Origin of the sequence: Streptomyces rhizosphaerihabitans, assembly GCF_025399795.1 — a bacterium.
In the GTDB taxonomy this organism is placed as follows: Bacteria; Actinomycetota; Actinomycetes; order Streptomycetales; family Streptomycetaceae; genus Streptomyces; species Streptomyces rhizosphaerihabitans.
Map to the genome: position 1 here is coordinate 47,206 of NZ_JAODTZ010000048.1, position 13,338 is coordinate 60,543.

The following is a 13,338-nucleotide window of genomic DNA, read 5'->3' on the forward strand; positions in this document are numbered from 1 at the left end:
GACGTTGCTTTTACCTTCAGGTGGTGGCCCACGTGAACATGTGCGCCACTGGTACCACCAGCGAAGGGTTTCGCCCCCCACCCCCGGCAGCGAGGCCGGTGGCCCGAGGAGTTTTACGTGACCAGCGCATCGCAGGCACCCAAGTCAGAAGCCAGGTTGGCTCACCCCGAACATCTCGGGCATGTCATCTTCATCGCGGCGGCGGCCGCCATGGGCGGCTTTCTGTTCGGCTACGACAGTGCCGTGATCAACGGTGCCGTCGAGGCCATCCGAAGCCGCTACGACATCGGCTCCGCCGCCCTGGCCCAGGTCATCGCCATCGCCCTGATCGGCTGCGCCATCGGCGCCGCGACCGCCGGCCGCATGGCCGACCGCATCGGCCGCATCCGCTGCATGCAGATCTCCGCGAGCCTCTTCACCATCAGCGCCATCGGCTCGGCGCTGCCCTTCGCGCTGTGGGACCTCGCCTTCTGGCGCATCGTCGGCGGATTCGCCATCGGCATGGCCTCCGTCATCGGCCCCGCCTACATCGCCGAGGTCTCCCCGGCCGCGTACCGCGGACGGCTCGGCTCGTTCCAGCAGGCCGCGATCGTCGTCGGCATTGCCATCTCGCAGCTCGTCAACTACGCGATCCTGAACGCCGCCGGCGGCGAACAGCGGGGCCAGCTCCTGGGCCTGGAAGCCTGGCAGGTCATGCTCGGCGTCATGGTCATCCCGGCCGTCCTCTACGGTCTGCTCTCCTTCGCCATCCCCGAGTCGCCGCGCTTCCTGCTCGAGGTCGGCCGCAGGGACCGTGCCCGTGAGGTGCTCAAGGAGGTCGAGGGCGACAAGATCGACCTGGACGCCCGTGTCGCCGAGATCGAGCACGCCATGAAGCGCGAGCACAAGTCGACCTTCAAGGACCTGCTCGGCGGGACCGTTTTCTTCAAGCCGATCGTCTGGGTCGGTATCGGCCTCTCGGTCTTCCAGCAGTTCGTCGGCATCAACATCGCGTTCTACTACTCCGCGACGCTGTGGCAGTCGGTCGGCGTCAACCCGACGGACTCGTTCTTCTACTCGTTCACCACGTCGATCATCAACATCATCGGCACCGTGATCGCCATGATCTTCGTGGACCGCATCGGCCGTAAGCCGCTCGCCCTCATCGGCTCCGTGGGTATGGCCATCGGTCTCGGCGCGGAGGCCTGGGCCTTCTCCTACGACCTGGTCGACGGCAAGCTGCCGGCCACCCAGGGCTGGGTCGCCCTGATCGCCGCCCACGTCTTCGTCCTCTTCTTCGCCCTCTCGTGGGGTGTCGTGGTCTGGGTCTTCCTGGGCGAGATGTTCCCGAACCACATCCGCGCCGCCGCGCTCGGTGTCGCAGCCTCCGCGCAGTGGATGGCCAACTGGGCCATCACCGCGAGCTTCCCGTCGCTGGCCGACTGGAACCTGTCCGGCACCTATGTGATCTACACGTTCTTCGCCGTGCTCTCCATCCCCTTCGTGCTCAAGTTCGTCAAGGAGACGAAGGGCAAGACGCTGGAGGAGATGGGCTAGCCGCCCGCGTCACCGGCGGCTCCTCGCGAGCCCCGGTGGCACCCATGAACTCGAGGAGAAGGGCCAAGTCCCCGCTGCCCCTCTCCTCGTACTCGTGAAGAGGGCGTGCTGCCCCGGCTCGGACCGTCAGGTCAATCGAGCCGGGGCAGCACGCTTTCGCAGAACAGCTGCAGACTGCGCCAGCCCTCGTCCACGGGCATTCCGCCGGACAGCGGATGCAGGACGAGGTTGTCGAGGCCCTGAGCCACGCACTGGTCGGGCGTGAGGATGCGGTAGACGCCCTCGGCGCGCAACTCCTCGACCGTCGTGGCCGCCGACTTCACCGCCGAGCGGATCTCGCCGGACTGCCAGGAGGCGTACGTCCGCGCCTCGTGCAGGAAGTGGGAGCCGTACTCGGCCCAGGCCCGGTCCGGGTCCTCGGCGATGTGCAGCAGGGGCGTCTCTGCGCCGGGCATCATGGTCCAGCCCTCGGTGCCGTACGCGATGAGCCGCTCCTTGTAGTAGGCCTCCAGCTCGGGCAGGTGCGCGCTCGGGAAGAACGGCAGCCCGAGCCGGGCGGCGCGCCGGGCCGCCGCCCTGGAGGAACCGCCCACCAGCAGCAGGGGATGCGGATCGGAGAACGGACGCGGGGTGATTCGTACCGTGCGGCCCCGATAGGTGAACTCCTCGCCGGTCCACGCCTTCAGCACCGTCTCCAGGAGCTCGTCCTGGAGCTCGCCGCGCCGTTTCCAGTCGACGTCGAAGAGCGCATACTCCTCGGGCCGGTAGCCGATGCCGGCCACGGTCACCAGGCGTCCGCCGCTGAGCAGGTCGAGTACGGCGATCTCCTCGGCGAGACGCAGCGGGTCGTGCAGCGGGCCGATGACGGCCGAGACGGTGACCGCGAGACGCCGGGTCGCCCCGAAGACCGCGCCCGCGAACGCGAACGGCGAGGGCAGCCAGTTGTTGGCGACTCCGTGGTGCTCCTCGGTCTGCACCGTGGTGATCCCGCGGTCGTCGGCGTACGTGGCCATCTCGACGGCCGCCTGGTAGCGGGCACTGAGCGAGGCGGGGGTGGCGTCGGGTTCGACGAGGTTGAAGCGCACGACCGTTACGGGCATGGGGAGCCCCCCTTCGTGTGTGGAGGGGGACGGTAGCTGACGGTGCGTCAGGTTGCCATAGCGGCGGACGCCGGGGCCGGGTCGGAGCGCCGGTCGGACCGACGGGCCCGGTGGGGGTGCCGGACGTGGCCCGCGCCCACCGGCGCGGACCGCGCGCTCCCGGAGCCGCGCGGGGGGCGCCCGGGTCCACCCCGGAGCTCCAAGTGTTCGTACAAAACTACAAGAGTTCCCTTGCGTGGGGGGAAAAGCCTCCCGTGCAGGGGATGGCTGATACTGGGTCTGTTATGGAAACCATCATCCTTGCTGTAGTCATCGCCGTGGTGGTGATCGCCGCGCTCGGTGGGCTCGTCGTCGGCAGTCGCAAGCGGAAGCAGCTGCCCCCGCCGCCCCCCGCCGCCCCCGACATCACCGCACCTCCGGCCGAACCGCACGTCGGCGACGAGGCCGAGGCGCCACGCGACGAACCGCGCCGCACGATAGAGGAAGTGGATCTTCCCGACGGATCGGCCGCCCCGTCGGTCGTCGTCGAGGAACCTCCGGTCGCCCCCGAGATCGAGATCCCGGAACCGACAGCCGGCCGCCTGGTGCGACTGCGCGCCAGGCTCTCCCGCTCGCAGAACGCGCTCGGCAAGGGGCTGCTCACGCTGCTCGCGCGCGAGCACCTCGACGAGGAGACCTGGGAGGAGATCGAGGACACGCTGCTCGTCGCCGACGTCGGTGTGCAGCCCACCCAGGAACTGGTCGAGCGGCTGCGCGAGCGCGTGAAGGTGCTCGGCACCCGGACGCCGGACGAGCTGCGCGGCCTGCTGCGCGAGGAGCTGATCCAGCTGCTCGTCCCGGAGTTCGACCGCACGGTCAAGACCGACTCGAACCTCGACACCCCGGGCATCGTGATGGTCGTCGGCGTCAACGGCACCGGCAAGACCACCACCACCGGCAAGCTCGCACGGGTGCTTGTCGCCGACGGCAAGAGCGTCGTGCTGGGCGCGGCCGACACCTTCCGTGCCGCCGCCGCCGACCAGCTCCAGACCTGGGGCGAGCGCGTGGGCGCTCGTACCGTCCGCGGCCCCGAGGGCGGCGACCCCGCCTCGGTCGCGTTCGACGCGGTCAAGGAGGGCATCGCGGAGGGCGCGGACGTCGTCCTCATCGACACGGCGGGCCGGCTCCACACCAAGACCGGCCTCATGGACGAGCTCGGCAAGGTCAAGCGCGTCGTCGAGAAGCACGCGCCGCTCGACGAGGTGCTGCTCGTCCTCGACGCGACCACCGGCCAGAACGGTCTGGTCCAGGCGCGCGTGTTCGCCGAGGTCGTGGAGATCACCGGCATCGTGCTGACCAAGCTCGACGGCACGGCGAAGGGCGGCATCGTCATCGCGGTGCAGCGTGAGCTGGGCGTCCCGGTCAAGCTGGTGGGGCTCGGCGAGGGCGCGGACGACCTGGCGCCGTTCGAGCCGGAGGCGTTCGTTGGCGCCCTTATCGGAGAGTGACCACCCGCGCGAACGCGTAGGTGCCCGAAGAAGCGCCCGCCCCCACAGGACTGTCGGGGGACGGGCGCTTCGTCCTGTGCGGCTCGTGCCGTCGACGGATTCGGCCGCCGCGAGGCGCGGCGACGGCGGGCGGACCTGTGCGGGAAGGCGCGGGCCGGAGCCTCAGGCCCGCGAACGGTGTGCCACGTGGGCGAGCGTGCCCAGCAGCAGCCGGCCCGGGGGCGGCTTCGTGGCGGAGTCGAGGGCGGGGGAGCGCAGCCAGCGGACCGGGCCGAGTCCCGCGCGGTCGGAGGGCGGGGCGGTGATGTACGTACCGGGGCCCAGGCCGTGCAGGTCGAGGGAGGCGTCGTCCCAGCCCATCCGGTAGAGGAGTTCCGGAAGCTCGGCGGCGGAACCGGGAGAGACGAAGAAGTGGGCGCGGCCGTCCGCGGTGGCCGTGACCGGACCGAGGGGCAGGCCCATGCGCTCCAGGCGGACGAGCGCGCGGCGCCCCGCCGGCTCGGCCACCTCGATCACGTCGAACGCCCGGCCGACCGGCAGCATCACCGCGGCACCCGGGAACTCGGACCAGACACCGGTCGCCTCTTTCAGCGTCGCGCCGGCCGGGATCGTCGGGGCGAAGCCCAGGGGGTGCGCCCCCGGCGCCGCGCAGTCGGCCCTGCCGCACGAGCACGCCCCCGCGGCGGCTCGGGCGCCCGGGACCACGTCCCATCCCCACAGTCCGGTGAACGCGGCCACGGCGGTGCCCTCCGACGAGCGGCCGCGGCGACGAGCGCCGGTCCGGATGTCGCGCATCGCCCGACTACTGCCGATCGTGAAGCCCATGCCCCCTCCAACGGGTCCGATGCGCAGGTGGTTACGTGACGGAACCGGATTGTCACCCTCTGTTCCTGGCTGCCCGATATCGCGCGATCCAGGCGGCGCCTTGTGGTGCGCGGGGTGGTGCGCTCGACTTCACGCGCCCTGGAGTGCACCTCTCTGCCCACTCTTGGCTGTTCTGTGTCAAGTGAATCGCGAGCAGGGCGCCCGGAGTTCATTCGAAGGGGTGGCGAATGGTGGCGTTTCACGGATCGCCATGGTTAGACGCGTGATCGTAGGATTACTTTGTGTGCACGAGTCCTGGGGTTGTCTGTACTCGTGGGTATGCCAAGGGCAAGCCGGTTTCCCGTTCGAAGGGTGAGAACTGCCGGACGCACGGCCGTGTTTACCGGCATTCTGATAGGGCTTGGCGCAGAGCGGCGGCAAGTGGTCTCGGGGAGTGGGGGCGTTCCAGTGGGCGGCAACGGCGGAGGCGGGACGAACGCTGACAAGCGCCCCAACGACATGCTCGGCTCGTGGTTTGTGCGCAGCGGTTGGTCGAAGGGCGAGCTCGCGCGTCAAGTGAACCGCAGGGCCCGCCAGTTGGGTGCCAACCACATCTCGACGGACACCTCGCGGGTGCGCCGCTGGCTGGACGGGGAGAACCCGCGCGAGCCGATCCCGCGGATCCTGTCGGAGCTGTTCTCCGAGCGGTTCGGCTGTGTCGTCGCCGTGGAGGACCTCGGTCTGCGCGCGGCCCACCAGGCACCCTCCGTGTCCGGCATCGACCTGCCGTGGACGGGCCCCCAGACCGTCGCGCTGATCAGTGAATACTCGCGCAGCGACCTGATGTTGGCGCGGCGCGGCTTCCTCGGCAGCTCGCTGGCGCTCTCCGCGGGGCCGGCCCTCATCGAGCCCATGCAGCGCTGGCTCGTGCCCACACCCATGGCGTCGTACGAGGAGCCGGAACCGCAGGCCTCGACGCGCCGCGGCGGCCGGCTCTCCCAACCGGAGCTGGACCTCCTGGAGTCCACCACCGTGATGTTCCGTCAGTGGGACGCCCAGTGCGGCGGCGGACTGCGCCGCAAGGCCGTCGTGGGCCAGTTGCACGAGGTGACCGACCTCCTCCAGGAGCCGCAGCCCGCCGCCACCGGCAAGCGCCTGTTCAAGGTCGCGGCCGAACTGGCCGAACTGGCGGGATGGATGAGCTACGACGTGGGCCTCCAGCCCACCGCGCAGAAGTACTTCGTGCTCGCCCTGCACGCCTCGAAGGAGGCGGGCGACAAACCGCTCGGCTCGTACATCCTCTCCAGCATGAGCCGCCAGATGATCCACCTCGGGCGGCCCGAGGACGCGCTGGAACTGATCCATCTCGCGCAGTACGGCAGCCGCGACTGCGCGAGCCCGCGCACCCAGTCGATGCTGTATGCGATGGAGGCCCGCGCCTACGCGAACATGGGTCAGCCCGGAAAGTGCAAGCGGGCCGTCCGGATGGCCGAGGACACCTTCGCCGACGTGCACGAATGGGACGACCCGGACCCCGACTGGATCCGCTTCTTCTCCAAGGCCGAGCTGTACGGCGAGAATTCGCACTCCTACCGTGACCTCGCCTATGTCGCCGGCCGCAGCCCCACGTACGCCTCCATGGCCGAGCCCCTGATGCAGCAGGCGGTCGACCGTTTCGGCAAGGATTCCGAGCACCAGCGTTCGTACGCACTCAACCTCATCGGCATGGCCACCGTGCACCTTCTGCAGCGTGAGCCCGAGCGGAGTGCGGTCCTGGCCAAGGAGGCCTTGAGGATCGGCAAGAAGGTGCGGTCGGAGCGCGTCAACACTCGTATCCGAAAGACGGTCGACACCGCCGTCCGTGATTTCGGGGACCTCGCCGAGGTCATCGATCTCACCGACCAGCTGGCCGTCGACCTGCCCGAGACCGCGGCGGTCTGATACCGGGCCGCCCAAGCGGCCTTGCCCAGTACCCCGGCTGCGGCCGGTCGTCCCGAACTGCCCGACTCGGCTCCCCCATGCCAGGTCATCGGACGGCCGGCCGTGGCCGGTTCTGCTGTATGCGGCCCCGGCCGGCCTCGCTCTCGCGGATGTGGCTGGTCACCGCGGGGATGCTCCACACGGTGGTCACGGCCTTCCTCGTCGAACAGGTCACGAGCGCCCTGCCGGAGATTGCGTCACGATAACGATCGGTTCGACCGCAATCCGGCAGTTCATGAATGCGTAACACGCAGAGCGCCTTCGTCACTGGTGCGAAACATCGAGGGGCTTCCACGGAAACGGCGCTGCGCCAATCTCATGGCGCATAACCGGCCCACCCCTCACGACCACTCAGGCTTCGCCCGCACGGGGCCGTACCAACGACGAGGAGACGCCGATGGCACCAGCCATCACCCTTGCCGCAGAGGCACCCAAGCTTTCTGCCGCCAACACAGGGTTCATGCTCATCTGTTCCGCCCTGGTGCTCATCATGACGCCCGGCCTCGCCTTCTTCTACGGAGGCATGGTCCGCGTCAAGAGCACCCTCAACATGCTGATGATGAGTTTCATCAGCATGGGGATCATCACCATCCTGTGGGTGCTGTACGGCTTCTCCCTCGCCTTCGGCACGGACAAGGGATCGTTCATCGGCTGGACCTCCGACTGGGTCGGCCTCAGCAACATCGGCCTGACGGAGCTCTGGCCCGGCTACACCATCCCGGTGTTCGTCTTCATGGTCTTCCAGATGATGTTCGCGATCATCACGCCCGCGCTGATAAGCGGTGCTCTCGCGGACCGCGTGAAGTTCACCGCGTGGTCGATCTTCATCGCGCTGTGGGCCACGCTCGTCTACTTCCCGGTCGCCCACTGGGTCTGGGGCACGGGCGGCTGGGCCTTCGACCTGGGCGTGATCGACTTCGCCGGTGGTACGGCGGTCCACATCAACGCGGGCGCCGCGGCGCTCGGCGTGATCCTGGTCATCGGCAAGCGCGTCGGGTTCAAGAAGGACCCGATGCGTCCGCACAGCCTTCCGCTGGTGATGCTCGGCTCCGGTCTGCTGTGGTTCGGCTGGTTCGGATTCAACGCCGGCTCGTGGCTCGGCAACGACGACGGCGTCGGCGCGCTGATGTTCGTCAACACGCAGGTCGCCACCGCGGCCGCCATGCTGGCCTGGCTCATCTACGAGAAGATCCGGCACGGCGCGTTCACCACGCTGGGCGCCGCCTCCGGCGCGGTCGCCGGTCTGGTCGCCATCACCCCGTCCGGTGGCGCGGTCTCCCCGCTCGGCGCCATCGCGGTCGGTGCCGTCGCCGGTGTCCTGTGCGCCATGGCCGTGGGCCTGAAGTACCGGTTCGGCTACGACGACTCCCTGGACGTCGTCGGTGTCCACCTCGTCGGCGGTGTCATCGGCTCCCTGCTGATCGGTCTCTTCGCCAGCGGCAAGGGCCAGTCCACGGTCGAGGGCCTCTTCTACGGCGGCGGCATGACCCAGTTCTGGAAGCAGTGCGCCGGCGTCTTCGCCGTCCTCGGCTACTCCCTGGTCGTCTCCGCCATCCTCGCCTTCCTCATCGACAAGACGATGGGCATGAGGGTCACCGAGGACGAGGAGATCGCCGGTATCGACCAGGCCGAGCACGCCGAGACCGCATACGACTTCAGCGGTGCCGGCGGCGGCGCTGCCCGGACCGCCGTGCCCGCCCCGGCCGACACGGACGCCAAGAAGGTGGACGCATGAAGCTCATCACCGCCGTCGTGAAGCCTCACCGGCTCGACGAGATCAAGGAGGCCCTGCAGGCCTTCGGGGTTCACGGACTGACGGTCACCGAAGCGAGCGGCTACGGTCGGCAGCGGGGACACACCGAGGTCTACCGCGGTGCCGAGTACACCGTCGACCTCGTCCCCAAGATCCGCATAGAGGTGCTGGTCGAGGACGACGACGCCGAACAGCTCATCGACATCGTCGTGAAGGCGGCCCGTACCGGCAAGATCGGTGACGGCAAGGTGTGGTCCATCCCGGTCGATACGGCCGTCCGGGTCCGGACCGGTGAGCGCGGCCCGGACGCGCTCTGACCGGACCGGCCCGCAGGAAGAAAGACAGGAGTCGCTGGGTGACGAGTACGGACACGCGAGTGGAAGCAGAGGACTCGGGACCCAGCGGCTATGCGGCGGCCCGGCTGCGCCTCCTCCAAGAGGGGGCGCGGTCCGGGCCGCCGCGCCGTGCGGCCCTCGCCGAACTGACGGACGACTGGCTGACCGGCCTGTTCGCCGCCGGGTCCGAGGGCCTGCGCGGGGTCTCCCTCGTCGCCGTCGGCGGCTACGGCCGCGGTGAGCTCTCCCCCCGCAGCGATCTCGACCTGCTCCTCCTGCACGACGGCGGTGACTCCGGCGCCGTCGCCGCCCTCGCCGACCGCATCTGGTACCCCGTCTGGGACCTGGGCCTCGACCTCGACCACTCGGTCCGTACCCCCGCCGAGGCCCGCAAGACCGCCGCCGACGACCTCAAGGTCCAGCTCGGCCTCCTCGACGCCCGCCACCTCGCGGGAGATCTCGGCCTCACCGCCGGATTGCGTACGGCCGTCCTCGCCGACTGGCGCAACCAGGCGCCGAAGCGACTGCCCGAACTCCAGGAGCTGTGCGCGGAGCGCGCCGAGCGCCAGGGCGAACTCCAGTACCTCCTCGAACCGGACCTGAAGGAAGCGCGCGGCGGACTGCGAGACGCCACCGCACTGCGCGCCGTCGCCGCGTCCTGGCTCGCGGACGCACCCCGCGAAGGCCTCTCCGACGCCCGCCGCAGACTCCTGGACGTCCGCGACGCCCTGCACCTCGCCACCGGGCGCGCCACCGACCGCCTCGCGCTCCAGGAACAGGACCAGGTCGCCGCCGAACTCGGTCTGCTGGACGCCGACACGCTGCTGCGCCAGGTCTACGAGGCCGCACGCGTCGTGTCGTACGCCAGTGACGTCACCTGGCGTGAGGTGGGGCGCGTCCTGCGCTCGCGTGCCGTGCGTCCGCGGCTGCGCGCCATGCTCGGCGGCGGCAAGCCGGCCGCCGAGCGGTCCCCCCTCGCCGAGGGCGTGGTCGAACAGGACGGCGAGGTGGGGCTCGCCCGCACCGCACGTCCCGAACGCGACCCCGTGCTCCCGCTCCGCGCGGCCGCCGCGGCCGCGCAAGCGGATCTCCCGCTGTCCCTGCACGCCGTACGGCGCATGGCCGCCGTCGCGCGTCCCCTCCCCACGCCCTGGCCCGCCGAGGCACGCCAACAGCTCGTCACGCTCCTCGGCTCGGGCCGCCCGACCATCGAGGTCTGGGAGGCACTGGAGGCGGAAGGGCTGATCACCCGGCTGCTGCCCGACTGGGAGCGGGTGCGCTGCCGGCCCCAGCGCAACGCCGTCCACATCTGGACCGTCGACCGCCACCTCATCGAGACGGCCGTCCGCGCCTCCGAACTGACCCGCCGCGTCGGCCGCCCCGACCTCCTCCTCGTCGCCGCCCTCCTCCACGACATCGGCAAGGGCTGGCCCGGAGACCACTCCGTGGCGGGCGAGATCATCGCCCGCGACGTGGCCACCCGCATCGGCTTCGACCGCACGGACGTGGCGGTGCTCGCCACCCTCGTACGCCACCATCTGCTGCTCGTCGACACCGCGACCCGGCGTGACCTGGAGGACCCGGCCACCGTCCGCGCCGTCGCCGAGGCCGTCGGATCGCAGGGCACCCTGGAGCTGCTGCACGCGCTCACCGAGGCGGACGCGCTGGCCACCGGGCCCGCCGCCTGGTCCTCCTGGCGCGGCTCCCTCGTCGCCGACCTGGTCAAGCGGGTCTCGGCCGTCCTCGCCGGGGACGCGCCGGAGGAGCCCGAGGCCGCCGCGCCGACCGCAGAGCAGGAACGGCTCGCGATCGAGGCGTTCCGCACGGGCGGCCCCGTCCTGGCCCTGCGCGCACAGACGGAACCGGTCGACATCGACGCCGAGCCCACCACCGCCCCGGACGACCCGGAACCGCTCGGTGTGGAACTGCTCATCGCGGTCCCGGACCAGCCCGGCGTGCTCCCCTCGGTGGCCGGCGTCCTCGCCATGCACCGGCTGACCGTCCGTACCGCCGGGCTGCGCGCCCTGGACCTGCCCGACGGTGTCGAGGGCTCGGTCCTGCTGCTCAACTGGCGGGTCGCCGCGGAGTACGGCTCCCTGCCGCAGGCCGCCCGCCTGCGCGCCGACCTCGTACGCGCCCTGGACGGCTCCCTCGACATCACCGCGCGCCTCGCCGAGCGCGACGCCGCCTACCCGCGCCGGCGCGGAACGGTCGCGCCGCCGCCCCGAGTGACGGTCGCCCCGGCCGCCTCGCGCCACGCCACGGTCATAGAGGTCCGCGCCCACGACGCCCCCGGCCTGCTGCACCGCATCGGGCGGGCTCTGGAGAACGCGAACGTCCGGGTACGGAGCATGCACGTCTCCACGCTCGGCGCGAACGCCGTGGACGCCTTCTACGTGACGGGCACGAAGGGAGCGCCCCTGCCGGGCGCGGAGGCGGCCTCACTGGCGCGCGCCCTGGAGGAGACGCTGAGGGGGTGACCCCGCGGTCGTTTTGCGCGCTGAGCGGACATGCGGTCCCCGTGCTGAGGGGCGGTCCGGTCGCCGGAAGCCGATCCGGGAGAGTTTCCGGGCGGTCCGGGGGAGTTTCCCGGCCCGCTCCTCGCCGCTGCGGCGCCTCGGGGCCCCGTCCCCGCACGATGAATGCAGCGTGCGGGGACGATTCGCTTGCGGGGCCGGATACCCTGGAGGGCAGCCCAAAACGCCCCCGACTCCGAGGACCGAAGCCACCGTGTTCGATACCCTCTCCGACCGCCTCAGCGCGACGTTCAAAAACCTCCGCGGCAAGGGGCGCCTCAGTGAGGCGGACATCGACGCCACGGCCCGTGAGATCCGCATCGCGCTTCTCGAAGCCGACGTCGCCCTCCCGGTCGTCCGCACGTTCATCAAGAACGTCAAGGAGCGCGCCCTCGGTTCCGAGGTCTCCAAGGCGCTGAACCCCGCCCAGCAGGTCCTGAAGATCGTGAACGACGAGCTCGTCACGATCCTCGGCGGCGAGACCCGCCGCCTCCGGTTCGCCAAGAACCCGCCCACCGTGATCATGCTCGCGGGCCTCCAGGGCGCGGGCAAGACCACGCTCGCCGGAAAGCTCGGCAAGTGGCTCAAGGACCAGGGCCACTCCCCGCTGCTCGTCGCCGCCGACCTCCAGCGCCCGAACGCGGTGAACCAGCTCAGCGTCGTCGCCGAGCGCGCGGGCGTCGCCGTCTACGCCCCCGAGCCGGGCAACGGCGTCGGCGACCCGGTCAAGGTCGCCAAGGACTCCATGGAGTACGCGAAGACCAAGGTCCACGACATCGTGATCGTGGACACCGCCGGCCGCCTCGGTATCGACCAGGAGCTGATGCAGCAGGCCGCGGACATCCGCGACGCCGTCAGCCCCGACGAGATCCTCTTCGTCGTCGACGCGATGATCGGCCAGGACGCGGTCAACACGGCCGAGTCCTTCCGCGACGGCGTCGGCTTCGACGGCGTGGTGCTCTCCAAGCTCGACGGTGACGCCCGCGGTGGTGCGGCCCTGTCGATCGCCTCGGTCACCGGCAAGCCGATCATGTTCGCGTCGAACGGCGAGAAGCTCGACGACTTCGACGCCTTCCACCCGGACCGGATGGCCTCCCGCATCCTCGACATGGGTGACCTGCTCACCCTGATCGAGCAGGCGGAGAAGACGTTCAGCCAAGAAGAGGCCGAGAAGATGGCCTCCAAGCTGGCGTCCAAGAAGGGCCAGGACTTCACCCTGGACGACTTCCTGTCCCAGATGGAGCAGGTCCGGAAGATGGGCAGCATCAGCAAGCTGCTCGGCATGCTCCCGGGCATGGGCCAGATCAAGGACCAGATCAACAACCTCGACGAGCGCGACGTCGACCGTACGGCCGCCATCATCAAGTCGATGACTCCGGCCGAGCGCCAGGAGCCGACGATCATCAACGGTTCGCGCCGTGCCCGTATCGCCAAGGGCTCCGGCGTCGAGGTCAGCGCGGTCAAGGGCCTGGTCGAGCGTTTTTTCGAGGCCCGCAAGATGATGTCCCGCATGGCCCAGGGCGGCGGGATGCCGGGCATGCCCGGGATGCCGGGCATGGGCGGTGGCCCCGGCCGCGCCAAGAAGAAGCAGAAGCAGGCCAAGGGCAAGCAGCGCTCCGGCAACCCGATGAAGCGCAAGCAGCAGGAGGAAGAGGAGGCCGCTCGCCGCGAGGCGGGCGCACAGGGCGGCAACGCCTTCGGCCTCCCGCAGCAGGGTGCCCAGGACAACTTCGAGCTGCCGGACGAGTTCAAGAAGTTCATGGGCTGACCTTCCGTCCCGTACGGGAGCGCCTTTCGTGACGCCCACTGGGGGCGCCCCTCGCCACG

General features: G+C 70.3%; 9 protein-coding genes. 7 read left to right on the forward strand and 2 right to left on the reverse strand.

Features of this window, described 5'->3' with window-relative positions; genetic code table 11:
* The first annotated feature begins 117 nt into the window (after positions 1-117).
* Positions 118-1,536 (forward strand): sugar porter family MFS transporter, encoded by a 1,419-nt coding sequence (locus N4G66_RS34750; RefSeq protein ID WP_261708270.1) that lies wholly within the window; start codon positions 118-120, stop codon positions 1,534-1,536.
* 131 nt (positions 1,537-1,667) lie between these two features.
* Here N4G66_RS34750 and N4G66_RS34755 read toward each other — a convergent pair whose 3' ends face one another.
* On the reverse strand, positions 1,668-2,636 hold the full coding sequence (locus tag N4G66_RS34755) for an LLM class flavin-dependent oxidoreductase (RefSeq protein ID WP_261708271.1): 969 nt from the start codon (positions 2,634-2,636) through the stop codon (positions 1,668-1,670).
* 284 nt (positions 2,637-2,920) lie between these two features.
* On the opposite strand from N4G66_RS34755, the gene ftsY reads away from it, so the two are divergent.
* Positions 2,921-4,123, forward strand: a complete 1,203-nt coding sequence (ftsY, locus tag N4G66_RS34760) for a signal recognition particle-docking protein FtsY (protein WP_261708272.1) — start codon at positions 2,921-2,923, stop codon at positions 4,121-4,123.
* A 162-nt stretch (positions 4,124-4,285) separates the two neighbouring features.
* Here the strand turns inward: ftsY and N4G66_RS34765 are convergent, their stop codons facing one another.
* On the reverse strand, positions 4,286-4,948 hold the full coding sequence (locus tag N4G66_RS34765) for a bifunctional DNA primase/polymerase (protein ID WP_261708273.1): 663 nt from the start codon (positions 4,946-4,948) through the stop codon (positions 4,286-4,288).
* Between the two features lie 447 nt (positions 4,949-5,395).
* Here N4G66_RS34765 and nsdA point away from each other — a divergent pair, with 447 nt between their 5' ends.
* From nsdA to ffh, 5 genes are all read left to right on the forward strand, one after another.
* Positions 5,396-6,868 carry a transcriptional repressor NsdA gene (nsdA, locus tag N4G66_RS34770; RefSeq protein WP_261708274.1) on the forward strand — a complete coding sequence of 491 codons (1,473 nt, stop codon included), beginning with the start codon at positions 5,396-5,398 and terminating at the stop codon, positions 6,866-6,868.
* Positions 6,869-7,304: 436 nt separating this feature from the next.
* The gene (locus N4G66_RS34775) at positions 7,305-8,642 is read left to right on the forward strand and encodes an ammonium transporter (protein ID WP_261708275.1); all 1,338 of its coding nucleotides are present in this window, start codon (positions 7,305-7,307) and stop codon (positions 8,640-8,642) included.
* Positions 8,639-8,977 carry a P-II family nitrogen regulator gene (locus tag N4G66_RS34780; protein WP_261708276.1) on the forward strand — a complete coding sequence of 113 codons (339 nt, stop codon included), beginning with the start codon at positions 8,639-8,641 and terminating at the stop codon, positions 8,975-8,977. Before N4G66_RS34775 ends, N4G66_RS34780 begins: the two co-directional genes overlap by 4 nt.
* A 38-nt stretch (positions 8,978-9,015) precedes the next feature.
* The gene (locus tag N4G66_RS34785) at positions 9,016-11,475 is read left to right on the forward strand and encodes a [protein-PII] uridylyltransferase (protein ID WP_261708277.1); all 2,460 of its coding nucleotides are present in this window, start codon (positions 9,016-9,018) and stop codon (positions 11,473-11,475) included.
* Positions 11,476-11,725: 250 nt separating this feature from the next.
* Positions 11,726-13,279 (forward strand): signal recognition particle protein, encoded by a 1,554-nt coding sequence (ffh, locus tag N4G66_RS34790; protein WP_261708278.1) that lies wholly within the window; start codon positions 11,726-11,728, stop codon positions 13,277-13,279.
* Positions 13,280-13,338 lie beyond the last annotated feature (59 nt).

What these genes read in the sequence shown, in the direction of transcription:
- N4G66_RS34755 (WP_261708271.1), bottom strand. Translation starts at nt 2,636, where the DNA reads ATGCCCGTAACGGTCGTGCGCTTCAACCTCGTCGAACCCGACGCCACC.
- ftsY (WP_261708272.1), top strand. Translation starts at nt 2,921, where the DNA reads ATGGAAACCATCATCCTTGCTGTAGTCATCGCCGTGGTGGTGATCGCC.
- N4G66_RS34765 (WP_261708273.1), bottom strand. Translation starts at nt 4,948, where the DNA reads ATGGGCTTCACGATCGGCAGTAGTCGGGCGATGCGCGACATCCGGACC.
- N4G66_RS34775 (WP_261708275.1), top strand. Translation starts at nt 7,305, where the DNA reads ATGGCACCAGCCATCACCCTTGCCGCAGAGGCACCCAAGCTTTCTGCC.
- N4G66_RS34780 (WP_261708276.1), top strand. Translation starts at nt 8,639, where the DNA reads ATGAAGCTCATCACCGCCGTCGTGAAGCCTCACCGGCTCGACGAGATC.